The 23,435-nt window shown below is 63.4% G+C and carries 21 protein-coding genes and 2 tRNA genes; 10 read left to right on the forward strand and 13 right to left on the reverse strand.

The window, feature by feature from the left end; translation table 11 throughout:
* Positions 1-3: 3 nt before the first annotated feature.
* Positions 4-783 carry a ferredoxin-NADP reductase gene (fpr, locus tag CC207_RS13950; RefSeq protein WP_028690607.1) on the forward strand — a complete coding sequence of 260 codons (780 nt, stop codon included), beginning with the start codon at positions 4-6 and terminating at the stop codon, positions 781-783.
* A gap of 78 nt (positions 784-861) precedes the next feature.
* On the opposite strand, the gene tsaA is transcribed toward fpr, so the two are convergent.
* The 5 genes from tsaA to rimO all read right to left on the reverse strand — a co-directional run bounded on the left by tsaA (position 862) and on the right by rimO (position 4,919).
* A complete protein-coding gene (tsaA, locus tag CC207_RS13955; RefSeq protein ID WP_062361257.1) occupies positions 862-1,554 on the reverse strand; it encodes a tRNA (N6-threonylcarbamoyladenosine(37)-N6)-methyltransferase TrmO in 693 nt (230 codons plus the stop codon).
* 6 nt (positions 1,555-1,560) lie between these two features.
* The gene (locus CC207_RS13960) at positions 1,561-2,022 is read right to left on the reverse strand and encodes a DUF1456 family protein (RefSeq protein ID WP_088852269.1); all 462 of its coding nucleotides are present in this window, start codon (positions 2,020-2,022) and stop codon (positions 1,561-1,563) included.
* Positions 2,023-2,211: 189 nt separating this feature from the next.
* Entirely contained in the window at positions 2,212-2,922 is a 711-nt protein-coding gene (locus CC207_RS13965; RefSeq protein ID WP_088852270.1) for an rRNA pseudouridine synthase, read from the reverse strand.
* A 121-nt stretch (positions 2,923-3,043) separates the two neighbouring features.
* The gene (locus tag CC207_RS13970) at positions 3,044-3,502 is read right to left on the reverse strand and encodes a GNAT family N-acetyltransferase (protein WP_088852271.1); all 459 of its coding nucleotides are present in this window, start codon (positions 3,500-3,502) and stop codon (positions 3,044-3,046) included.
* A gap of 85 nt (positions 3,503-3,587) precedes the next feature.
* Positions 3,588-4,919, reverse strand: coding sequence for a 30S ribosomal protein S12 methylthiotransferase RimO (gene rimO, locus CC207_RS13975; RefSeq protein ID WP_050704462.1), 1,332 nt, complete (start codon positions 4,917-4,919; stop codon positions 3,588-3,590).
* 235 nt (positions 4,920-5,154) lie between these two features.
* Here rimO and CC207_RS13980 point away from each other — a divergent pair, with 235 nt between their 5' ends.
* Positions 5,155-7,053: a potassium transporter Kup gene (locus CC207_RS13980; protein ID WP_028690601.1), complete on the forward strand. Its 1,899-nt coding sequence runs from the start codon at positions 5,155-5,157 to the stop codon at positions 7,051-7,053.
* Between the two features lie 35 nt (positions 7,054-7,088).
* Here the strand turns inward: CC207_RS13980 and CC207_RS13985 are convergent, their stop codons facing one another.
* The 4 genes from CC207_RS13985 to CC207_RS14000 all read right to left on the reverse strand — a co-directional run bounded on the left by CC207_RS13985 (position 7,089) and on the right by CC207_RS14000 (position 11,548).
* The gene (locus CC207_RS13985) at positions 7,089-8,381 is read right to left on the reverse strand and encodes a virulence factor family protein (RefSeq protein WP_069016694.1); all 1,293 of its coding nucleotides are present in this window, start codon (positions 8,379-8,381) and stop codon (positions 7,089-7,091) included.
* Positions 8,381-11,023: a bifunctional lysylphosphatidylglycerol flippase/synthetase MprF gene (mprF, locus tag CC207_RS13990; protein WP_028690599.1), complete on the reverse strand. Its 2,643-nt coding sequence runs from the start codon at positions 11,021-11,023 to the stop codon at positions 8,381-8,383. Before mprF ends, CC207_RS13985 begins: the two co-directional genes overlap by 1 nt.
* A gap of 247 nt (positions 11,024-11,270) precedes the next feature.
* Positions 11,271-11,347, reverse strand: a tRNA-Met gene (locus CC207_RS13995).
* Positions 11,348-11,471: 124 nt separating this feature from the next.
* Positions 11,472-11,548 (reverse strand) — tRNA-Met (locus CC207_RS14000).
* Between the two features lie 210 nt (positions 11,549-11,758).
* On the opposite strand from CC207_RS14000, the gene dinB reads away from it, so the two are divergent.
* Positions 11,759-12,817, forward strand: coding sequence for a DNA polymerase IV (gene dinB / locus CC207_RS14005; RefSeq protein WP_162175258.1), 1,059 nt, complete (start codon positions 11,759-11,761; stop codon positions 12,815-12,817).
* Positions 12,818-12,848: 31 nt separating this feature from the next.
* Here dinB and CC207_RS14010 read toward each other — a convergent pair whose 3' ends face one another.
* The 3 genes from CC207_RS14010 to CC207_RS14020 all read right to left on the reverse strand — a co-directional run bounded on the left by CC207_RS14010 (position 12,849) and on the right by CC207_RS14020 (position 17,013).
* On the reverse strand, positions 12,849-13,802 hold the full coding sequence (locus CC207_RS14010; protein WP_028690597.1) for a hypothetical protein: 954 nt from the start codon (positions 13,800-13,802) through the stop codon (positions 12,849-12,851).
* Between the two features lie 21 nt (positions 13,803-13,823).
* A complete protein-coding gene (locus CC207_RS14015; RefSeq protein WP_088852272.1) occupies positions 13,824-15,539 on the reverse strand; it encodes a proline--tRNA ligase in 1,716 nt (571 codons plus the stop codon).
* Positions 15,540-15,696: 157 nt separating this feature from the next.
* Complete coding sequence (locus tag CC207_RS14020; RefSeq protein ID WP_028690595.1) at positions 15,697-17,013, reverse strand: OprD family porin; 1,317 nt, start codon at positions 17,011-17,013, stop codon at positions 15,697-15,699.
* Between the two features lie 761 nt (positions 17,014-17,774).
* Here CC207_RS14020 and CC207_RS14025 point away from each other — a divergent pair.
* The gene (locus CC207_RS14025) at positions 17,775-18,194 is read left to right on the forward strand and encodes an HIT domain-containing protein (RefSeq protein ID WP_028690594.1); all 420 of its coding nucleotides are present in this window, start codon (positions 17,775-17,777) and stop codon (positions 18,192-18,194) included.
* A 2-nt stretch (positions 18,195-18,196) separates the two neighbouring features.
* The gene (locus tag CC207_RS14030) at positions 18,197-18,409 is read left to right on the forward strand and encodes a SlyX family protein (RefSeq protein ID WP_256582085.1); all 213 of its coding nucleotides are present in this window, start codon (positions 18,197-18,199) and stop codon (positions 18,407-18,409) included.
* A 19-nt stretch (positions 18,410-18,428) separates the two neighbouring features.
* Here the strand turns inward: CC207_RS14030 and CC207_RS28190 are convergent, their stop codons facing one another.
* Positions 18,429-19,022 (reverse strand): cold shock domain-containing protein, encoded by a 594-nt coding sequence (locus tag CC207_RS28190; protein WP_028690592.1) that lies wholly within the window; start codon positions 19,020-19,022, stop codon positions 18,429-18,431.
* Positions 19,023-19,289: 267 nt separating this feature from the next.
* On the opposite strand from CC207_RS28190, the gene CC207_RS14040 reads away from it, so the two are divergent.
* The 5 genes from CC207_RS14040 (at position 19,290) to CC207_RS14060 (ending at position 23,321) form a co-directional block, all read left to right on the forward strand.
* The gene (locus CC207_RS14040; protein WP_062361241.1) at positions 19,290-19,763 is read left to right on the forward strand and encodes a Dps family protein; all 474 of its coding nucleotides are present in this window, start codon (positions 19,290-19,292) and stop codon (positions 19,761-19,763) included.
* 193 nt (positions 19,764-19,956) lie between these two features.
* The gene (locus CC207_RS14045) at positions 19,957-20,277 is read left to right on the forward strand and encodes a ribbon-helix-helix domain-containing protein (protein WP_051555674.1); all 321 of its coding nucleotides are present in this window, start codon (positions 19,957-19,959) and stop codon (positions 20,275-20,277) included.
* A gap of 89 nt (positions 20,278-20,366) precedes the next feature.
* On the forward strand, positions 20,367-20,588 hold the full coding sequence (locus CC207_RS14050; protein WP_003254776.1) for an FmdB family zinc ribbon protein: 222 nt from the start codon (positions 20,367-20,369) through the stop codon (positions 20,586-20,588).
* A gap of 94 nt (positions 20,589-20,682) precedes the next feature.
* The gene (aspS, locus tag CC207_RS14055) at positions 20,683-22,458 is read left to right on the forward strand and encodes an aspartate--tRNA ligase (RefSeq protein WP_028690589.1); all 1,776 of its coding nucleotides are present in this window, start codon (positions 20,683-20,685) and stop codon (positions 22,456-22,458) included.
* 110 nt (positions 22,459-22,568) lie between these two features.
* Positions 22,569-23,321, forward strand: a complete 753-nt coding sequence (locus CC207_RS14060; RefSeq protein WP_062574893.1) for a YebC/PmpR family DNA-binding transcriptional regulator — start codon at positions 22,569-22,571, stop codon at positions 23,319-23,321.
* Positions 23,322-23,435: the final 114 nt, after the last annotated feature.

Below are 23,435 nucleotides of genomic sequence, written 5' to 3' on the forward strand. Positions count from 1 at the left end.
TCGATGAGCAACATGAACCACGAACGTGTCCTCAGTGTGCACCACTGGAACGACACCCTGTTCAGCTTCAAGTGCACCCGTGATCCGGGCCTGCGCTTCGAGAACGGTCAGTTCGTGATGATCGGCCTGCAGCAGGACAGCGGCCGTCCGCTCATGCGCGCCTACTCCATCGCCTCGCCGAACTGGGAAGAGCATCTGGAGTTCTTCAGCATCAAGGTGCCGGACGGCCCGCTGACCTCGCAGTTGCAGCACCTGAAGGAAGGCGACGAGATCATCATCAGCAAGAAGCCTACCGGTACCTTGGTGCTGGATGACCTGAACCCGGGCAAGCACCTGTATCTGCTGAGCACCGGCACCGGCCTGGCGCCGTTCATGAGTGTCATCCAGGACCCGGAGACCTACGAGCGCTTCGAGAAAGTGATCCTGGTTCACGGCGTGCGTTACGTCAACGAAGTGGCCTACCGCGAGTTCATTACCGAGCACCTGCCGCAGAACGAGTTCTTCGGTGACGCGGTGCGTGACAAGTTGATCTACTACCCGACCGTGACTCGCGAGCCTTTCGAAAACCAGGGGCGCCTGACCGACCTGATGCGCAGTGGCAAGCTGTTCAGCGACATCGGTCTGCCACCGATCAACCCGCAGGACGACCGCGCGATGATCTGCGGCAGCCCGAGCATGCTCGACGAGACCAGCGAAGTGCTCGACAGCTTCGGCCTGAAGATCTCCCCGCGCATGCGTGAGCCAGGTGACTACCTGATCGAGCGTGCGTTCGTCGAGAAGTAAGGCGAGCGGCAGGCATTAAAAACGCAGGCTTGGCCTGCGTTTTTTTATGCCTGGAATGTGGGTCTTATCGACACCCCATTACTCCGGCGTCACCTCCAGCACCCGAATCACATCCGGCTGCGGATAATGCCAGCGCACCTGCACATCCCAGAACTTCACCCCATACACTCGTTCGGGCGGTGGCACCTGGTAGGCCGGGCGTGGATCCTGGGCCAGGCACTGCTCGATCAGCTCGACCAAGGGTTCGCCCAGGCGCAGTGCGTGGGTGTGTGCCTGTGGCAGTGCGCTCTCGCTCCATTGCACCCTGATCGGCTCCGGCGCATCACTGGCCATCAGGTTCGATGCCTCGGCGACGCTGTCCGCATACGGCACGTAAGGCTTGATATCCAGCACCGGCGTACCGTCCAGCAGGTCGATCCCCGACAGCAGCAGACGCCCCGGTTCGACGCCTTCCAGGCGCACCACCGACTGGCCGATGCCATTGGGCCGGTGGGTGGCCCGGGTGGCGAACACCCCCATGCTCTTGTTGCCGCCCAGGCGCGGTGGCCGCACCTTCAGGCGTGGCTTGTCTTCCAGTGCCTGGTGGAACAGGAACAGCAGCCACACATGGCTGACCTGTTCCAGCCCTTCGACGGCATCGCCCTGGTCAAAGGGCGGCAGCAGCTCCAGCACGCCACGGGCGGCCGGCGCCAGCTGGGGCTGGCGCGGGATGGCGAACTTTTCCTTGAAGCAGGAACGGACGATGCCGACCGGCGAGACGCTATGCTGCATCACGGCTCAGCCGCGCACGCGCAGGGTCAGGCCCTTGAGGAAATTGCGCAGCAACTGGTCGCCGCAGGGCCGGTAGTTGTCGTGGCCGACCTTGCGGAACAATGCGCTCAGCTCGGGCTTGGACACCGGGAAATTGACTGACTTGAGCACTGCGTGCAGGTCGTCTTCCTTCAGCTCGAAGGCCACCCGCAGCTTCTTGAGTACGGTGTTGTTGGTCACCGGTACTTCGATCGGCTGCGGTGGGCGGCTGTCGTCACGACCGCGACGGTGGATCACCAGGGCGTCGAGGAAGTGCGCCATGACCTTCTCCGGGCAGCGCACGAAGCCAGGTTCCTCTTCTTTCTTGACGTAGCCGGCGATGGCCTCGGCGGAAACTTCCAGGCCCGAGAGCTTGATAATCTCGACCAGCTTCTGGTCGTTGGCCTTGAGCATGTAGCGCAGGCTGCGCAGTACATCGTTGTGGTTCATTGCAGCGAATCCTGTTCTGTTGCCGTGTCAGTCTTTGCGCGGCGGTAATGCTGGGCTCTGTACGAAATGTATCTGCACTCGCCCATACTGCGTTGAAACGGGGCTCGGAATGCTCATGTACTCCAGTACACTCCGCTTCCCCCCGTTTCTCCTTGTCTGGCCTTCGCGCAGACACATTTCGTACAGACCCTAGAAGCGTTCTGTAGCGGCCACATAGCGCCACTGGCCCACTGGCAGCTTGCCCATCGACACGCCGCCCAGGCGAATGCGGCGCATCGCCAGGACCTTGAGGCCGGCGGTTTCGCACAGTTGTTCGATCAACCCGGGCTGCGGGTTCTTCAGGACCATGCGCAGGTGCTGTTCGTTCTGCCAGCTGGCCTTGGCCTTCGGCAGTTCGACGCCCTTGCGCTCGACACCGCGGGCCAGGCGCTCGAGAGCGCCTGGCTTGGCTTCACCGCTGACCTGGACGATGTATTCCTGCTCCATTCGGCGCAGGTCGGCGTCGAGCTTGCGGGTCACCCGCCAGTCCTGGGTGAACAGTTGCAGGCCGCTGGCGCCTGGCAGCAGCGGGGCGACACAGGCCTGGCGGGTGAAATGCCCGTGCAGCGGGCGCACGCCATCGCGGTGCGCTTCGCTGAGACTGGCCATGCTCATGCCCGCCTGGGCGCTGGCGACGTCCTGTCCGGCCTGCTGATTGAGCAGCAGGGTCACCGGTTCAAGTGTTTCGGCACGGGCGCCCGGGAGCAGTTCGATGCGTTGTCCGGCGACCTTGAACTGCGGCTGTTCGACCACCTCGCCGTCAACCGTGACCCAGCCTCCCTCGATGTACAGTTCGGCCTCTCGGCGGGAGCAGCCAAGCTGTTCGATGAGGCGTTTGGAGAGACGAATGGGTTCGGACATGGACACGGGCATCACGCGGTAGGGAAAGCTCTCATTGTACCTGCCCGCGCAGGGTAGCGGCTGCAAATCGATGTCATTTGCGCCATTTCGGAGCGGGGTGGTGGTTTCCTTGGCTTTTGTCCTAGGACGTTGTACGAATCAGCCTCATGTGCAGCAGGGGATAGGGCTGCCCCAGGCCGTCGGTTTCCGAGCGCCCGTACACCTCGAAGCCTTCGTGCAGATAAAAGCCCAGGGCCTGCGGGTTCTGCTCGTTGACGTCCAGGCGTTCGGCATTGAGCTCTCTTACAGCATGCCGCAGCAGGCGTTGGCCAATACCCTGGCCACGGTACTGCGGCGCGACGAAGAGCATGTCGACACGGCCATTGGCCACGCCGGCGAAGCCAAGGATGCGTCGCCTGGCGTCCTTGCAGCAGACCAGCATCACCGCGTCGAGGTATTTGCGCAGCACATGCTCGCGCAGCAGCACGATGTAGCCGTCGGGCAGGAAGTCGTGGGTGGCGCGCACCGACGCCTCCCACACCCGCACCAGTTCGGGGTAGTCGCTCAAGTGGGGCGTTTGCAGCGTGACGGTGGGCGACATCCTGTGATCCTCGGGGCCATTGAGGAAAACATAGATGCAAAAAAATACCCCGCCAGTGGGCGGGGTATCTTCAGGCGAGCATCGCTCAGACGGGCTCGGCCCACATGTCATACTCGTCGGCATCGACGATGCGGCAACGGACCTTGTCGCCCGGCTTGAAGCCGTGGTCGCCGTCGATGAACACGTTGCCGTCGATTTCCGGTGCGTCGAAGAAGCTGCGACCGACCGAGCCCTGCTCCTCGACCTCGTCGATCAGCACTTCGATCTCCTTGCCGATGCGCTGTTGCAGGCGCGCGGCGCTGATCGCCTGCTGGTGGGCCATGAAGCGGTCCCAACGTTCCTGCTTGACGTCGTCCGGTACTTCATCCAGGCCCAGGTCATTGGCCGGGGCGCCTTCGACCGGCGAGTACTGGAAGCAGCCGACGCGGTCGAGCTGGGCTTCGGTCAGCCAGTCGAGCAGGTACTGGAAGTCTTCCTCGGTCTCGCCGGGGAAGCCGACGATGAAGGTCGAACGGATCACCAGCTCCGGGCACTGCTCGCGCCAGCTCTTGATGCGCGCCAGGGTGCGGTCTTCGAAGGCCGGGCGCTTCATCGACTTGAGCACCTTGGGGCTGGCGTGCTGGAACGGAATGTCCAGGTACGGCAGGATCTTGCCGGCTGCCATCAGCGGGATCACGTCGTCGACGTTCGGGTACGGGTAGACATAGTGCAGGCGCACCCAGGCGCCCAGGCTGCTCAAGGCCTCGCACAGCTCGAGCATGCGGGTCTTGACCGGGCGGCCGTTCCAGAAGTCGGTCTTGTACTTGACGTCGACGCCGTAGGCGCTGGTGTCCTGGGAAATCACCAGGATCTCCTTGACGCCGGCCTTGACCAGGCGCTCGGCCTCGCTCAGCACTTCACCGACCGGACGGCTGACCAGCTTGCCGCGCATCGACGGGATGATGCAGAAGCTGCAGCTGTGGTTGCAGCCTTCGGAAATCTTCAGGTAGGCATAATGGCGCGGGGTCAGCTTGATGCCTTGCGGCGGCACCAGGTCGATCAGCGGGTTATGGTCCTGGCGTGGCGGCACCACCTCGTGCACGGCGTTGACCACCTGCTCGTACTGCTGGGGGCCACTGACCGACAGCACGCTGGGGTGCACGTCGCGGATATTGCCTTCCTCGACACCCATGCAGCCGGTGACGATGACCTTGCCGTTCTCCTTGATCGCCTCGCCGATCACTTCCAGCGACTCGGCCTTGGCACTGTCGATGAAGCCGCAGGTGTTGACCACCACCACGTCGGCGCCATCGTAGGTAGGCACGACTTCATAGCCTTCCATGCGCAGCTGGGTCAGGATGCGCTCGGAATCGACCAGGGCCTTGGGGCAACCCAGGGAAACGAAGCCGACCTTTGGGGTGGCGGGAGTGGTGGACATGGCTAACCTCGGTATTGAATACAGGTCGCCCGACCGGTAACGGGGGCGATCCTGGCGGACGCTTTTGGCGCCTCTGATCAAAAAGTGCGCAATTCTAGCGAGCGCAAGGTCGCTTTACCAGCAGAAATACGACGAACGCTGCGCTATGCTTCGCGCCGTTGCGCCGGGGCATCCGGGATGGCCCGGCGCGGGTAGGAATTCAACCGGTCTAGATGGCCGTCTGCGGGAGTGGTCGATGGTTCAGGCAAGCAGTCACGCCGAAGGCGGACAGGGCGCGGCACGGCCGCTGGGCCTGCTGGTGGCAGCTGTTGGGGTGGTCTATGGCGATATCGGCACCAGTCCGCTTTACACCCTCAAAGAGGTCTTTACCGGTGGTTATGGCGTACAGGTCAACCATGACGGGGTGCTGGGCATCCTGTCGTTGATCCTCTGGTCGCTGCTGTGGGTGGTGTCGTTCAAGTACGTGATGTTCATCCTGCGCGCCGACAACCAGGGCGAGGGCGGCACCATGGCCCTGACCGCGTTGGCGCGGCGGGCCACGGCGCAGTACCCGCGGTTGCGCATGCTGATGGTCGGTTGCGGCCTGGTCGGCGCCTCGCTGTTCTACGGCGACAGCATGATCACCCCGGCGGTGTCGGTGCTCTCGGCGGTGGAGGGCATGGGCCTGGCGTTCGAGGGTATCGATCACTGGGTGGTGCCGATTTCGCTGGTGGTACTGGTGGCACTGTTCCTGGTGCAGAAACACGGTACGGAGAAGATCGGCAAGGCCTTCGGCCCGATCATGGTCGCCTGGTTCCTGGCCCTGGCGGCGCTCGGGGTGCACGGCATCTCGCAGAGCCCGGAAGTGCTCAAGGCCTTCAACCCGGGCTGGGCGCTGAATTTCTTCATCGTTCATCCGGGCATGGGGGTGGCGATTCTCGGTGCTGTGGTGCTGGCGCTGACCGGCGCCGAGGCCCTGTACGCCGACATGGGTCACTTTGGCCGCAAGCCCATCGCCCGCGCCTGGTTCGCCCTGGTGCTGCCGGCGCTGGTGCTCAACTACTTCGGCCAGGGTGCGATGCTGCTGCAGAACCCGGAGGCGGCGCGCAACCCGTTCTACCTGCTGGCGCCGAGTTGGGCGTTGCTGCCGCTGGTCGGGTTGGCCACCATGGCCACGGTGATCGCTTCGCAAGCCGTGATTTCCGGTGCCTTCTCCCTGACCCGACAGGCCATCCAGCTGGGCTACGTGCCGCGCATGCAGATCCAGCACACTTCCAGCGACGAGCAGGGGCAGATCTACATCGGCGCGGTGAATTGGACGCTGATGGTTGGCGTGGTGCTGCTGGTGATCGGTTTCGAGTCCTCCGGCGCCTTGGCCGCCGCCTACGGCGTGGCGGTGACCGGCACCATGTTGATGACCACGATCCTGGTGTCGGCGGTCATGCTGCTGCTGTGGAAGTGGCCACCGGTGCTGGCGGTGCCGCTGCTGGTGGGCTTCCTGCTGGTCGACGGGCTGTTCTTCGCCGCCAACGTGCCGAAGATTGTCCAGGGTGGTGCCTTCCCGGTCTTGGCGGGGATCGTGCTGTTCGTGCTGATGAGTACCTGGAAGCGCGGCAAGCAGATCCTGGTCGATCGCATCGATGAAGGCGCGCTGCCGTTGCCGGTGTTCATCAGCAGCATTCGCGTGCAGCCGCCGCACCGGGTGGAGGGCACCGCGGTGTTCCTCACTGCCCGGCCCGATGCCGTGCCCCATGCGCTGCTGCACAACATGCTGCACAACCAGGTGTTGCACAGCCAGGTGGTGCTGCTGACGGTGGTCAGCGAAGACCGGCCCAGGGTGCCGGAGCACGAACGGTTCGAGGTGGAAGCCTATGGCGACGGGTTCTTCCGGGTGCTGCTGCACTTCGGCTTCATGGACGAGCCAGACGTGCCGGCGGCGCTGAAGCTGTGCCACCTGGACGCGCTGGACTTCAGCCCGATGCGCACCACTTACTTCCTCAGCCGGGAAACGGTGATCGCCTCGCGCCTTGAAGGCATGTCGCGCTGGCGCGGGAACCTGTTCGCGTTCCTGCTGAAGAACGCCAACGGCAACTTGCGGTTCTTCAACCTGCCGCTCAATCGGGTGATCGAGTTGGGGACACAGGTCGAGATCTAAGCTGGGTCAGGGCCGCGAAGCGGCCCTTTTCCCTGTCATTTTTCAGCGACGTTGGCCTTTCCCTGGCGGGTCTCGATCTCGCCGATCAGACGCTTGGCCAGCGCCGGGTAGTTCTCGTCGAAGTGATGGCCGCCCGGCAGCTTCATGCGCTCGCCCACGGCTGTCTTGTCAGTGCAGCCGCTCTCGTCGGTCTCTTCGACGCCATAGATGCACACCACCTTCGCTGCTGGCAACCTGGCCATCTCAGGTCCGGTCGGCGCCTCCTGGCCTTCCTTGCCCAGCCAGCCCTCCACCTCGATCTCGAAGCTGCCGCTGCGGGCGAAGGCCAGCAGGATCACCGCGTCGATACGCTTCTGGTCTTCCTCGGAGAGGCGGTTGTAGATGGCCGGCAGCACATCGGCGCCGAACGAGTAGCCGGTCAGCACGAAGCGCTTGGTGCCCCATTTCTGGCGGTAGTGCTGCATCAGTTCGGACAGGTCGGCGGCGCTCTGTTCCGGGGTCTTGTGCTGCCAGTAATAACGCAGGGTGTCGATGCCGACCACCGGGTAGCCGAGCTTGGCCATCTCGCCGGCCACGTCGCGGTCCAGGTCGCGCCAGCCGCCGTCGCCGGAAAGGAACAGGGTCACGGTGTCGGTGGTCTGCCCGGCCGGAACTTCCACCACCGGGATCGCCAGGGCGTTGCCGTCATGGCCGACCAAGGCCTGGGTCAGTTGGGCCTTGAGCACCTGGGGCAGGTGGATGTCGTAGTCGGCGATGCTGGTCTCGGCGTTGGCCTGGTCGCGCACGAAGGCGGCGCTGGCGTCATCCGGGTTGTCGTTCCAGGCCACGTTCCAGTGGCCGTGGGCGGCGGACTTGGGCAGGGCGACCTGGCAGCCGGGCTGCTCGACGGTAAAGTCCACCGAGATGGCCCGGGCCTCGTCGTCGCCTTGTGCGGCCAGCCAGCGCCAAGCCTGGGCCGCGCCCGGGCCGATGCCGGCGACCAGGGTCGGTTTGTCGGCCAGGCGGGTGAGGGCCTGGTCCATCGCCGCCTGCTGCTTGGCGCAGTCGGCGGGCGGCAGGATCACCTGCACCAGCTGAGCCTCGCCGGCCTGGCTGAGGTCGAGCAGTTGCTTGTCGGTCAGGGCTTGGGCCTGGGGCACGCCGATGGCCACCCGGGCCTTGGCGTGCACGCCGGGGGTGGCGCGGGTCAGGGCACTGCCGTCGTCGAGGGTGAGGTGCTCCAGGCGCGCCTCGGGCGCCGGCCGGGTCCACAGCCAGAAGGCCGCGCCGCCGGCCAGCACGGCCAGCAGCAGGGGAATCAGTACGTACAGCCAATAGCGTCGGATCATCAACGTTTCACCAATCCAGTCAGGCCGCCAGCGATCAGGGCGGCAGTATCAGCCAGTGCCACGAGCGGGTCGAGCCCGGCCGGCACGGCCATGTAGCGGGGTTCCCAGTCCGGCTGGAACTTGTCCTTGAAGCGCCGCAGGCCCTGGAAGTTGTAGAGCTGCTCGCCGCGCTGGAACACCATCGAGCCCAGACGCTGGGTCAAGGGGGCGCCACGGCGTGGCTGCAAGCCGGAGAGAGGGACCATCCCCAGGCTGAATCGGCCATAGTCATGGCTCTTGTAGTGCAGGATCAGGCCGACCATCATGAATTCCATGGTCAGTTTCGGTGCCTCAGGGTGCGCACGCATCAGGTCGAGGCTGGCCAGTTCGTTGCTGCGGGTTTCCAGCAGGTTGGCGAAGGCCACCGGACGGCCCTGGAAGCGGATCAGCGCGATGCGGAAATGCTGCAGGTACTCGGGGCTGAAGCGACCGAGGGAGAAGCCTTTCTCGCGCACATTCTTGCCGTCGAGCCAGGCGTCGGAGATTTCCTTGAGCTCGGCCAGCGGCGCTTGACCAGGCTCGTGGATCTCCAGGCTCAGCCCGTCCCGCCCGCCTCGGTTCCAGGTGTAGCGCAGGTCCTTCATCTCCTTGCCCTTGGCTTCGATGTCGAAGCGCCGCAGGTCGACCCGGGCCTCTTCGCCGAGCTTGATCGCGGTCAGGCCGATGTCCATGTAGAACGGCAGGTTCTCCGCGCGTACCTGGTAGAACACCGGGCGTGCATGATGCAGGTCGCACAGGTCGCGGAACTGCCAGATCATCTCGGCGCGCTCCTGGGCCGGGCCGATCGGATCGTACAGGGCCACCAGGCTGCGGCCACGGCGGGCATACATGAGGAAGGCGTTGTCGTTGGGGTGGAACAGCAGCGCCTTGTCGCCGGTCAGGGCCAGGCCGCCGTCGGGCTGGTCGGAAGCCAGCAGGATGCGGTTGGCGCGTTGCAACTCGTCGTCGGTTGGCAGATGGATGACCGGGCGGGCGGTGCGTAGCAGCCAGGTCAGGGCGACGATCACCAGCAGCACGGCGCTGCCGAGGGCGGCGCGCAGGCCGCGCGGCGCGTCGGCGTCGAGGGTGAATTGCCACCACAGCTTGTGGGTGTAGGGCACGTCCTGATAGGCAAACAGCAGCAACCACACCGAGGCACCGACCACGCAGGCGCTGGCTACCAGGTACACCGGCGAGAACGGGAGCTCCAGCAGACGGCTGGGGCGGTAGAACGAGCGGCGGAACAGGGCGAGCAGGGCGGCGGTGAAGCACATCAGGCTGGCTTCTTCCCAGTCGAAGCCCTTGAGCAGCGACAGCACCGCGCCCACCAGCAGCAGCACCGTGGTCAGCAGCCAGGCGGCCGAAAGGCGCCGGCGCAGGCCCTGGGCGAGCAGCAGGCAGAGCACGCCGATCAGGCTGGCACCGAAGTGCGAGGCATCGATCAGGCGGTGCGGAATCAGAAAACCCATGTGTTCCAGACGGCTGTCGATCTCCGGGGTGGCGCCGGAGAACAGCAGCACCACACCGGAGAGAAACACCAGGATTGCCAGCACCGGCGCGGCCAGGCCGGAGGCGGCGCGGATCGCCTGCTGGGCGACCATCAGGCGCCGGGCCTCGTTGGCCAGCAACAGCACACAGGCCAGCAACAGTGGCAGGACCACGTAGATCAGCCGGTACAGCAGCAGCGCGGCAGCCAGTGGCGCGGCCCCCAGCTGGTTGGCAAAGGCCGCCAGCAGGATCGCCTCGAACACGCCGACGCCGCCCGGCACATGGCTGAGCACGCCGGCGGCGAGGGCCAGCAGGTAGACCAGCACGAAGGCGCCGAACGGCGGCGCTTCCGGTAGCAGCAGATAAAGCACGGTGGCGGCGGCGGCGACATCCAGGGCAGTGATCAGCAGTTGCAGCGCGGTCAGGCGCGCACCCGGAAGGCGCAGAGTACGACGGCCGAACTGCACCATCAGGCTGTCGGCCAATGGTTGTTCGGGTAGGCGCCGGCGATACAGGCCCATCACCACGGCTGCGGCGGCCACCAGCACGGCAATTGCAATCCCGCCCAGCAGTGGCGCGGGCAGACGTAGCGCGGTTGCCGCCGCCGGCAAGTCGCTCAGGGTGGCCAGGGCAGCCAGGGGGGGGAGGGCGCATCCCAGCGAGAGGCTGGCAAACACCGTCATGCGCGCGACTTCCGCGGCGCCCAGGCCTTGGCGCGCATAGAGGCGATATCGGACCGATCCGCCGGACAGCATCGACAGGCCAATGGCGTTGCCGATGGCGAAGGCACTGAAGCCGCCGAGCACCAGGATGCGGGGTGGCAGTTGCACGGCCGCATAACGGCTGGCGGACCATTCGTAGCCCAGCAGGATCACGAAACCGATCACGGTGGCCAGTATTGCGCCGATCAGCGAACGTGCCGGTACTTCGAGCATGGCGTCATGCAGCGCGTAGATATCCAGCTCGCTCAGCAGGTGACGGCAGGCAATCAGGCCCATGGCGAACAACACCAAGGTCACTGCCAGCCCAATGGGCTGGCGGTACTTACTCAGCCGCTCCAGCCAGGGCAGGCGCTGAGCCGCCGTGGGCAGGGCCGCTGTCAATGGCGCCTGGGTTTCGGGAGTGGGGGCGGTCATGGGGTGCCTCGTGCAGTCTGCGCGAGGTGGAGGCGAGGTACGGCCAAGTGAAAGTCCCTTTGGAAAACGTATCCGAATATTACTCCGGGCCGGCGTCTTAATCTGTTTCAGGATAGTTAAAGATAGTTCATTCAGCCGCAGGGTCGGCATGGGAGCGAGGAGGGCGGGGAGGATTGTCTTTTACAGGGCGCTGAATGCAACAAACCCCGCGCTATCTTGCGATAGGCGGGGTTCGTTCTGACGAATATGGTTGCGGGAGCCGGATTTGAACCGACGACCTTCGGGTTATGAGCCCGACGAGCTACCAGGCTGCTCCATCCCGCGTCAGAGGGGCGCATTATACGGATTGGCCGTGAGTTGTCAAGTGCGTACGTTAAGTACAACGTCGCTTGGCTGATCAACAGACAATAAAAAGGCCACTGTCGAAACAGTGGCCTTTTTTTGAATCTGGTTGCGGGAGCCGGATTTGAACCGACGACCTTCGGGTTATGAGCCCGACGAGCTACCAGGCTGCTCCATCCCGCGCCTGTGAGATCGAATTCTACGGATTTCCTTTCCGGTGTCAAGCATTAATTCAAAAAAATCCTTTTTTGTTCAACCCCTTAGCGTCTCAAATCGGCACGCGGCTCAGTCGCGACGGGGCTTGCAGGCCGATCGTCCCGCGCAGGCTGTTTCGTGGCAGGGGCATGGGATACTATCTGTATGAATTTACAGTAGTGGCTGTCGTCCATGTCCCTGCGCAAGATCATCCACATTGATTGTGACTGTTTCTACGCCGCCATCGAGATGCGTGACGACCCGCGCCTGGTCGGTCGACCCATGGCGGTGGGCGGGCAGCCTGGGCAGCGTGGAGTGATCGCCACCTGCAACTATGAGGCGCGCGCCTACGGGGTTCGTTCGGCGATGGCGTCCGGGCATGCCCTGAAGCTGTGTCCGGACCTGGAGATCGTCAAGCCGCGCTTCGAGGCCTACCGCGAGGCGTCGCGGGAGATTCACGCGATCTTTCGCGACTACACCGAGTTGATCGAGCCGCTGTCCCTGGACGAGGCCTACCTGGATGTCAGTGACAGCCAATGGTTCGCCGGCAGCGCCACACGGATTGCCGAGGACATTCGCCGTCGGGTGGCCCGGCAGTTGCACATCACGGTTTCTGCCGGTGTGGCGCCGAACAAGTTCCTGGCCAAGATTGCCAGTGACTGGCGCAAGCCCAACGGCCTGTTTGTCATTACCCCGGACCAGGTGGAGGCGTTCGTTGCCCATCTGCCGGTGGCGCGCTTGCATGGGGTTGGCAAGGTGACAGCGGACAAGCTTTCGCGGCTGGGGATCGATACCTGCCTGTCGCTGCGCGACTGGTCGCGGCTGGCGTTGGTTCGCGAGTTCGGCAGTTTCGGCGAGCGCTTGTGGGGGCTGGCGCGGGGGATCGACGAGCGTGCGGTGCAGAACGACAGCCGGCGGCAGTCAGTCAGCGTCGAGAACACCTATGACCATGACCTGCCCGACTTGAACAGTTGCCTGGATAGACTGCCGGAGTTGCTGGCCAGCCTGAACGAGCGGATTGCGCGGATGGACAGCAGCTATCGGCCCGACAAGCCCTTCGTCAAGGTCAAGTTCCATGACTTCAGCCAGACCACCCTGGAGCAGGCGGGGGCGGGGAGGGACCTGGAAAGTTACCGGCAGTTGCTGAGCCAGGCGTTTGCCCGGGGTGGCAAGCCGGTACGTTTGCTGGGCGTTGGCGTGAGGCTGCGCGATCTGCGCGGGGCGCATGAGCAGTTGGAGTTGTTCGCAGATATATAGAAGAAGGGCTGCAAAGCAGCCCTTTTTCGTATTACTGCGCGCCCGGATCGGCCACCAGGCGCCCGGTGGCCTTGGTCAGTGTCTGCAGGAACTCCTGTTGCAGCTCCGGATCGTTGCGGGTCAGCTCGATCAGGCTCTGCTCCAGTTCACTGGCTTCTTCTTCCAGACCCAGTTCCGACAGGCGCTTCACCCGGTGGACCCACTGGCCGACATCATCGTCCTCGAGATCGTCGAAGATCAGCTCATGGGCCTCGAGCAGCTTGCCGCGCAGGTTGCCGCTGACCAGCAGGCTGGCATCGCCGCGCACCTGGTTGTCCTCGTCGACCACCTGCAGGTGCAGGGTGCCGATATGGTTGAGGTTCTGCTCGGAGAACGGGCTATCGAGCAGGTTCAGGCGTAGCACACCGTTCTTGTCGGTGGTCAGCTCGTGAGTCATCTTGCCGGCTTTGACCTCGACCAGACGTTCGTTCCACGGCAGGCTGATGGACTCCTCGCGCTTGCCCTTCTCGATCTCGTCGATGCCGGCCAGGTTCTGCTGGGCGCGACCGTTGGACTGCACGTTCATGAACGGGTTGACCCCCGCCAGGCCATAGCTGAGCCAGTCGTGGGTGACGCTGTCCGGCAGGTTGCCCAGGGCGAACACGTTGACCACGTTGGCACCAACGCCGGCCACCACCGCCACCGCGCCCAGCGGGATCTCGTAGATCTCCCGCCAGGGTTGGTAGGGTGTGTAGCGGTCGTAGCGGCGGGTCACCTCGAACTCGGTGACCTCGAAGCGCTTGAGCTCATGGATGCGTACACGTCGTTGCGGAAGCTCCATCACCTTCGGCTCGCCGACATCGATCTGCAGACTGTGCTCGAGCAGTTTGCGCTCGACGCGCTCCTCATGATCGCTGCGCTGGGACATCTGGTTGGCGCAGCCGCCGAGGAGCAGGGCGCCGCACAGTGCGGCGCCCCCCAGGGTGTAGGTACTTCGCTTGGACATGATCACTCGCGTAACGGGTTATCAGCGGCGGATGCGGGCCTGCAGGAAGGTCAGCACGTCATCGAGCGGCAGTGCCTGGGCCTCCGATTCGGTGCGGTGCTTGTACTCCAGGTTGCCTTCGGCAAGGCCCCGGTCGCTGACGACGATGCGGTGCGGAATGCCGATCAGCTCCATGTCGGCGAACTTGATGCCGGGGCTGGTCTTCTTGTCGCGGTCGTCCAGCAGTACGTCGTAGCCGGCGGCGGTCAGTTCGGCATACAGCTTGTCGGTGGCTTCGCGGACTACGTCGGTTTCGTAGCGCAGCGGTACCAGGGCGATCTGGAACGGGGCCAGGGCGTCGTTCCAGATGATGCCTTTTTCGTCATAGCTCTGCTCGATGGCGGCGGCAACCACGCGGGACACGCCGATGCCGTAGCAGCCCATGGACAGCACCACAGGCTTGCCGTTCTCACCCAGTACCTGGCACTTGAGCGCCTCGCTGTACTTGGTGCCGAGCTGGAAGATGTGGCCGACTTCGATGCCGCGCTTGATCACCAGGGTGCCCTGGCCGTCCGGGCTCGGGTCGCCCTCGACCACGTTGCGCAGGTCGGCGACCTGTGGAACCGGCAGGTCGCGCTCCCAGTTGACGCCGAAGTAGTGCTTGTCGTCGATGTTGGCGCCGATGCCGAAGTCGCTCATCAGGGCGACCGAGCGGTCGATGATGCACTCCAGCGGCAGGTTCAGCGGGCCGAGGGAGCCTGCGCCGGCACCGATGGCGGCGCGCAACTCGGCGTCGGACGCCATCACCAGCGGATCGGCGACCTGTTCCAGCTTGGCGGCCTTGATCTCGTTTAGTTCGTGGTCGCCACGGACGATCAGGGCGACCAGCTTGCCTTCCTCGGCGCCATGCACGATCAGGGTCTTGACGGTCTTCTCGATCGCCAGGCCAAAGTTTTCCACCAGTTCGGCGATGGTCTTGGCGTTCGGGGTGTCGACCAGGCGCAGCTCTTCGGTCGGCGCCGGACGCACGGTTTCACGCGGGATGGCCTCGGCCTTCTCGATGTTGGCGGCGTAGTCGGAGGTGTCGCTGAAGATCACGTCGTCCTCGCCGGAGGAGGCGAGCACGTGGAACTCGTGGGAGTAGCTGCCACCGATGGAACCGGTGTCGGCCTGCACCGGACGGAAGTCCAGGCCCAGGCGGGTGAAGATGTTGGAGTACGCCAGGTGCATGCGGTCGTAGGTTTCCTGCAGGGAAGCCTGGTCGGCATGGAAGGAGTAGGCGTCCTTCATGATGAACTCGCGGCCGCGCATCAGGCCGAAGCGCGGACGGATCTCGTCACGGAACTTGGTCTGGATCTGGTACATGTTCAGCGGCAGCTGCTTGTAGCTGGACAGCTCGTTGCGCGCCAGGTCGGTGATGACCTCTTCATGGGTCGGGCCGACGCAGAATTCGCGCTGGTGGCGGTCCTTCAGGCGCAGCAGCTCGGGGCCGTATTGCTCCCAGCGGCCGGATTCCTGCCACAGTTCAGCCGGCTGGATGCTCGGCATCAGCACTTCGAGGGCACCGGCGGCGTTCATTTCCTCGCGGACCACGGCTTCGACCTTGCGCATCACCCGCAGGCCCATCGGCAGCCAGGTGTACAGGCCAGAGGCCAGTTTGCGGATCATGCCGGCACGCAGCATGAGCTGGTGGCTGATGACCACTGCATCGGCAGGGGTTTCTTTCTGGGTGGCGAGCAAATATTGACTGGTGCGCATGGTGGGCCGTGTCGATTGCCTGAATGTGAAATGACCCCGCATTGTACGGGGGCGAAACGAAAGCGTACAGAATGCAGCAGTCAGGCTTTTCTGTCAGCCAGGAAAAAGCCCGGCGATTGCCGGGCTTCTTCATTTACAGAGCGATGCAAGCGCGGGCTTACAGGATGCTCAGCGGGTACTCGACGATCAGGCGCAGTTCGTCCAGCGACGGGGAACCATAGTAGACACCGTCGGCGGAGCGGTAGGTGGCTTGGCGCACGCGGAAGCTCAGGTCTTTGGCCGGGCCTTCCTGGAGTACGTACTTGATGTCGATGTCGCGTTCCCATTCCTTGCCGTTGGTGGTGCCGGCGACGTTGGCGTCGCTGCCGCGGGCGTAACGGGTCATGAAGGTCAGGCCTGGAATGCCGTACTCGGCAAAGTTCAGGTCGTAACGTGCCTGCCAGGACTTCTCGTCTTCGGCGTTGAAGTCGGAGCGGGCGATGGAGTTGGCCAGGAACACGGTGCCGCCGCCGTCGATGCCGTAAGCGTAGTCGCCATCACCGGTGACCTTCTGGTAGGCGAGGGTGAAGGTGTGCGCGCCTACGTTATAGGCGGCCGAGAGGCTGAAGGCTCGGTTGTCGAGCTTGTCGCCATCGAACGCCTTGACGTTGGCGGCGCCGCTGCTCTTGGTGTCGTAGATGTTGAAGTCGAATACCAGGCCTTGTTTATCGGACAGCGGTACTGCCCAGTTCACGTTGGCGTAGTATTTGCGCCAGTAGTCTTCGACTTTGGAGTAGTAGAGGCTGGTGCTCAGGCCGTCGGTGATGGCATAGGTGCCGCCGAAAATGTTCGCTTCGGTCAGGCCGCCGTTCTTGATGCCGGCATCGTTGCGTCCGCGGATACTGTCCTTGTAGCTCTGGGCTTGTGCGTCGAGGCGAGTGAAGTGACCCGCGTTGAGCTCAAGGCCTTCGATCTCCTTGCTGGTCAGCAGGAAACCCTCGGCGGCTTCAGGCAGCAGACGGCTATCGTCAGTGGCGAAGACTGGCAGTGCAGTAAACTGACCGCCGAATTTCAGCACGGTGTTGGAGATGCGAGCTTTTACCGCGCCGTAGCCCTTGGAGTAGCTATCTTCCGGGCGGCCTTCGGAGTCGACCGGGAACAAGCCGGTGTTGGTGGTTCCGCGGCCGCCATCCAATTTGATGCCCAGCAGGCCGATGGCGTCGACGCCGACGCCAACGGTGCCTTGGGTGAAGCCGGATTCGAAGGTGCCAATGAAGCCTTGGCCCCATTCGGCTTGACGGCTCTGGCGGTCACCTGTCTCCGGGTCACGGTCATCGTTGCGACGGTCGCGGCTGAAATACAGGTTGCGCATTTTCACGTTCAGCGTGCTGTCATCGACGAAACCCTTGGACTCGTCCTGCGAAGAGGCGACAGCCAGTTGCGAAGTCCCTGCCGCTACGGCCAGGGCGATCATGCTCCACTTCATCACGCGCATCGTGATTTGCTCCTTTGGTTTTTAGGAAGAGTACCGCCGCACCCGGGTATTTTAGTTATGGGGCCGGCTCTTTCTTGTTATGTCGGCGAAAATGTATATCACGCGGACTATTCTTGGCGATATGGGCAGAAACAACCTTTCGGTAACTTTATGGCCATGTCGCTGTTGGTTGTCTCCATGTCGCAAATCACGCCTGTCATATAAGGGCGTACAACTCCAGCGCTGTCTCGAAACCGTCATTTTTGTATAAATACAAAGTACGGCTTGTGAAACTCCCTGGTTTATCCGATGCCGCTGTTGTTATTTGTCGCGTCCACCCTGCAATGCAGGGGTCGTGCCGACTTGGCGTGAAACGAATGCAACAAGCGTGCTCAAAATCACGAACGCTTGATGAAATTTTCACATTTGCCTTGAGCGGGGCTGGGAAACCTCCGCAAACACGGGGCGCGACCGGTTCGTCGGTGGGTCGCGATCCCTCCTTGTGTTTGCTTGTGAAGCTGCCTTCCAAGTCAAGGTGTTACCGCCGATTGTTTATCCTGGCTGTTTTATGTGAAGGATGTGTGGCGAAGGTCTGGCGAGCGGCATCATTTTGGTGCGAAAAGTAGCGCAGTGTTACCGAAGCAGGGCGTTGATGTTGTCATTCGCGTGCCACAAATGCCCAGGATCGACGTCGACGGGTGTGGCAGCGGTCGAAGCGGAGTATCCTTGCGCGCCTGTGCCCGACCGCTCGGAAGGGCAGAATCGCTTTAAGGAGGTTTGCCGTGTTCACCCTCGATTCGCGTCTGCAGGAGGATTCCCTAGTACTGGGCGACCTGCCGCTGTGCCGCCTGCTGCTGAGCAAGGATGCCAACTACCCCTGGTTCATCCTGGTGCCGCGTCGCGCCGATATCACCGAAGTGTTCGAGCTCGAGGAGGCCGACCAGCAGCAACTGTGGGTCGAGACCACCGCCCTGGCCGAAGCGCTGAAGGATGCCTTTGCCGCCGACAAGATGAATGTCGCGGCGTTGGGTAACGTGGTCAGCCAGTTGCACATGCATGTGATCGTGCGCCGCCAGGGTGATGCTGCCTGGCCTGCCCCGGTTTGGGGCAAGGTGCCGGCCATCGGCTACACCCAGGAACAGATCGACGGCATTCGCCAGCAAGTGCGTGCGCTGCTGGGCGAAAGCTTCAAGGGGGCTTGAGGATGTCGCAGGAGCTGGAAATGCGCATGGTCGAACTGGAGACCCGTCAGGCGTTCCAGGACGACAGCTTGCAGGCGCTCAATGATGTGATTGTCGAGCAAAGTCGAGTAATCGAACGCTTGCAATTGCAGGTGGCGGAGCTGATCAAGCGCTACGAGGAAATGGCCGGCCAGCAGGGCGGCGGGGAAGAAGAAGCGCCGCCGCCTCATTATTGAGCGCGGCGGCGGCAAAGGGTCAGCGGCGGGCGACGGCGACCACGTCTTCGGCCTGCAGGCCCTTGTCGCGGTGCATCACCGAGAACTCCACGCGCTGGCCTTCGACCAGCACCCGGTGGCCTTCGCCACGGATGGCGCGAAAGTGCACGAAGATATCGTCACCGGAGTCGCGGGAGATGAAGCCGAAGCCCTTGGAGGTGTTGAACCACTTCACGGTGCCGGTATCGCGATTGCCGGCGTCATGCGAAGTGCCTTGGGTGGAGCGGGCCTTTCGCGTGCCGCGAACGAAGCCGGCAATCAGGTGCAGGGCGCAGGCCAGGACAGCACAGGCCAGGGCTGGCAGGTTGCCCAGCTCCGGACGGGCCAGCAGGGTGACGGTCTGCAGCACCACAGCCAGCACCAGCAGCAGGCTGGCGGCGTGTTGCAATTGCTGGCGCATGCCTTTGTAGTACTGCGGCAGTACCGGGGCAATGACCAGGTTGAGCAGCCCGAGCAGCGCCAGGTAGACGGCCTCGGGTTGTTGCAGGAAGGGTGTTGCGTCAGCTTTCAGGCTGGGTATGAGCGATAGCAGCAACGCCGCCAGGCCCGTCACCAGATGGACGATCTTGAACATTGGTTTGGCTCACATTGATAAGGCCGATCACAGGATGAGCTGGTCGCACGGTGCGCGTGAACGGTAGGCGCGAAAACGTGGCGGGCCAGCCTATGCACCCGGCACTGACAATCCGCACGGGTGGCACACTGCCTATTTAACAGCAAAGGCGCAGGCTTCTCAAACCGGTTGGCACGGGCGGCCCTGTGCCGCATGCGCCGGGCGGCAACTCTTGTTAGAGTGTTTGCTGCCCGCTTGATGATCAAGCCTTATGGAAAGGGGAGCTTCATGGCAATCGATATCGGTATCAATGAAGAAGATCGCAAGTCCATCGTCGATGGGTTGTCCCGCCTGTTGTCGGATACCTATGTGCTGTATCTGAAAACCCATAACTTCCATTGGAACGTCACCGGTCCGTCGTTCCGTACTCTGCACCTGATGTTCGAGGAGCAATACAACGAGCTGGCCCTGGCGGTCGATTCGATTGCCGAGCGTATTCGTGCCCTGGGCTTCCCGGCACCGGGTTCCTACGCCTTCTATGCCCGCCACTCCTCCATCAAGGAAGAGGAGGGGGTGCCGCCTGCCGAGGAAATGATCCGCCAACTGGTGCAGGGGCAGGAGGCGGTGGTGCGCACCGCGCGCAGCATCTTCCCGGTGGTGGACAAGGTCAGTGATGAGCCGACCGCCGACCTGCTGACCCAGCGCATGCAGGTCCACGAGAAAACGGCGTGGATGTTGCGGGTCCTGCTCGACGGGAACTGATTGCCGGTTGCTTGTCGTTCTGCCGAATGCACCCGGGCCCGATACCGTTCGGCGGTATCGGGCCCGGGTGTTTGTGGGGAAGGCTTTGCCGCTGCTATCGGCCTGGTGGGTGGCGCTTCATGACAGTTATGGACCCGTTTGCTGACGAACGGGGTGTGTTTCGTGACGATGGGGCGGTGCGATGGGCGATCCGATGCGTGGTATCGATGGCAATGCAAGGCAGGGGGGAGGCAGTCCCCGGATTGATCCGTTCAGGCGGGATTTCGACATGGCCCAGGCCGGCCCCGTGTCACGCTCGGTGCGGCTCAACGGCTTTGCCACCTGCCTGCGCCTGGAGGTGGTGTACTGGCGCATCCTGGAGCGCATCGCCCAGGCCAACCGCTGTTCGGTGAGCGCCGTGCTGTCCTATGTGGATCGTGAGGTGCACCTGCGTCATGGTGGGGTGCGCAATTTCAGCGGCTTGGTCAGGGTGATCTGTGTCGCCTGGCTGCAGGAAGCGCGGGACGCGCACTGATCGCCGGGCTGCGCTGCTCTTCTTTACCATATATAATCCCGCTCTTTGCTGCCCTGGGCAGCGTGCGATGTGGTTGACGAGAGACACCCATGCCCCTGTATGACTATCAATGTGCATCCTGCGAACACCGAATGGAGGTGTTGCAGAAGATCAGTGCCGCGCCGCTGACCGATTGCCCGGCGTGTCAGGCGCCGGCATTGAAGAAGCTGCTGTCGGTCCCCGGCTTTCGCCTGAGTGGCAATGGCTGGTACGAGACCGACTTCAAGACCGGGGCAAAAAAGAATCTGGCAGGCGGCGACAAGGCCGACTGAGTTGAATTGCACCCGCCGGGTCTTGCAGTATTAGCCCCTTGGGCGGCCAAGACCTCCACCGAACACACGAATCACGAGAAGCGAAACCACGATCATGATGCGCAGCCATTATTGCGGCCAACTGAACGAGTCCCTGGACGGCCAGGAAGTCACCCTTTGCGGCTGGGTCCATCGTCGCCGCGACCACGGCGGGGTGATTTTCCTCGATATCCGTGACCGCGAAGGCATGGCCCAGGTCGTGTTCGACCCGGATCGCGCCGAAACCTTCGCCGCCGCCGACCGCGTGCGCAGCGAATATGTCGTGCAGATCACCGGCAAGGTGCGCAAGCGCCCAGAAGGCGCGGTGAACGCCAACATGGCCTCGGGCGCCATCGAGATCCTCGGCTACCAGCTGAACGTGCTCAACGAAGCGGAAACCCCGCCGTTCCCGCTGAACGAATACTCCGACGTCGGCGAGGAAACCCGCCTGCGCTACCGCTTCATCGACCTGCGCCGTCCGGAAATGGCCGACAAGCTGCGCCTGCGTTCGCGCATCACCAGCAGCATCCGTCGCTTCCTCGACGAGAACGGCTTCCTTGATGTCGAAACACCGATCCTGACCCGCGCCACCCCTGAGGGCGCGCGCGACTACCTGGTGCCGAGCCGCACCCACGCTGGCAGCTTCTTCGCCCTGCCGCAGTCGCCGCAACTGTTCAAGCAGCTGCTGATGGTCGCCGGCTTCGACCGCTACTACCAGATCGCCAAGTGCTTCCGCGACGAAGACCTGCGCGCCGACCGCCAGCCGGAATTCACCCAGATCGACATCGAGACCAGCTTCCTCGACGAGTCCGAGATCATGGGCCTGACCGAAAGCATGATCCGCAAGCTGTTCAAGGAAGTGCTGGACCTGGAGTTCGGTGAATTCCCGCACATGACCTTCGAAGAAGCCATGCGCCGCTACGGTTCCGACAAGCCGGACCTGCGTATTCCGCTGGAGCTGGTCGACGTCGCTGACCAGCTGAAAGACGTCGACTTCAAGGTCTTCGCCGGCCCTGCCAACGATCCGAAGTGCCGCGTCACCGCCCTGCGCCTGCCAGGCGGCGCCAGCATGCCGCGCAGCAAGATCGATGAGTACACCAAGTTCGTCGGCATCTACGGTGCCAAGGGCCTGGCCTACATCAAGGTCAACGAGCGCGCCAAGGGCGTCGAGGGTCTGCAGTCGCCGATCGTCAAGAACATCCCCGAGGCCAACCTCAACAACATCCTCGACCGCGTGGGTGCCGTGGATGGCGACATCGTGTTCTTCGGTGCCGACAAGTTCAAGATCGTCAGCGAGGCCCTGGGCGCGCTGCGTATCCGTCTGGGCCACGACTTCGAGCTGCTGACCTGCGAGTGGGCGCCGATGTGGGTCGTCGACTTCCCGATGTTCGAAGAGAACGAAGACGGCAGCTTCACCGCGCTGCACCACCCGTTCACCGCGCCGAAGTGCACCCCTGAAGAGCTGGAGGCCAACCCGGCCACCGCGCTGTCGCGTGCCTACGACATGGTCCTGAACGGCACCGAGCTGGGTGGCGGTTCGATTCGTATCCACCGTAAAGAGATGCAGCAAGCGGTCTTCCGCCTGCTGGGTATCGAAGCGGCAGAACAGGAAGAGAAGTTCGGCTTCCTGCTCGACGCCCTGAAGTTTGGCGCGCCGCCTCACGGCGGCCTGGCCTTCGGCCTGGATCGCCTGGTCATGCTGATGACCGGCGCCCAGTCGATCCGTGAAGTGATCGCCTTCCCGAAAACCCAGAGCGCCGCCTGCGTCATGACCCAGGCCCCGGGCATGGTCGACGCCAAGGCCCTGCGTGAACTGCACATCCGTCTGCGCGAGCAGACCAAGGTCGAGTGATCGACCGGGGCGCCCCGGCAACGGGGTGCCCCCGCGCTTGAGGCGCAGGATTCTTCACGTTCCGCCCTTCGGGGCGGAACCTGTTTCTGTTTCAAGGATTCGGAGTCGTTATGGCTGGTCATTCCAAGTGGGCGAACATCAAGCACCGCAAAGAGCGCCAGGATGCCAAGAGAGGCAAGGTCTTCACCAAGTGGATCCGCGAACTGACCGTCGCGGCCAAGCAGGGCGGTCCTGACCCGGCCTCCAACCCGCGGCTGCGCCTGGCGCTGGACAAGGCCCTGGGGGCCAACATGAGCCGCGATATCATCGATCGTGCCGTGGCCCGTGGTGCCGGCACCAACGAAAGCGACAACGTCGAAGAGCTGAGCTACGAGGGCTACGGCCCGGGCGGCGTGGCGATCATGGTCGAGGCCATGACCGACAACCGCAACCGTACCGCCGCCGCCGTGCGTCATGCCTTCACCAAGTGCGGTGGCAACCTGGGCACCGACGGCTCGGTGGCCTACCTGTTCGAGCGCAAGGGGCAGATCAGCTTCGCCGCCGAGCTTGCGGTCGACGAGGACGCGCTGATGGAAGCCGCGATGGAGGCCGACGCCGATGACGTGGTGGCCAACGACGATGGCTCCTTCGAGGTGTTCACTTCGTTCAACAGTTTCTATGCCGTGCGCAATGCGCTCGAAGAGGCTGGCTTCAAGGCCTCGGACGCCGAGATCGTGATGCAGCCGACCACCAGTGCCGAGCTGGACAAGGACGGCGCGGAGAAGGTGCTCAAGCTGATCGACATGCTCGAGGACCTGGACGACGTGCAGAACGTCTACTCCAATGCACAGATCTCCGATGAGATCATGGAAACGCTGGGCTGATCGTTTCGGCTATCGGCTTGATCGCGGGGCAAGCCCGCTCCCACAAGACGTGCGCCAGATGGCGGTGTAGGTTTTGTGGGGGCGGGCTTGTCCTGCGATATGGCCGGCAAATTC

It is taken from the genome of Pseudomonas sp. DrBHI1 (assembly GCF_002205115.1).
Classification (GTDB): Bacteria; Pseudomonadota; Gammaproteobacteria; order Pseudomonadales; family Pseudomonadaceae; genus Aquipseudomonas; species Aquipseudomonas mosselii.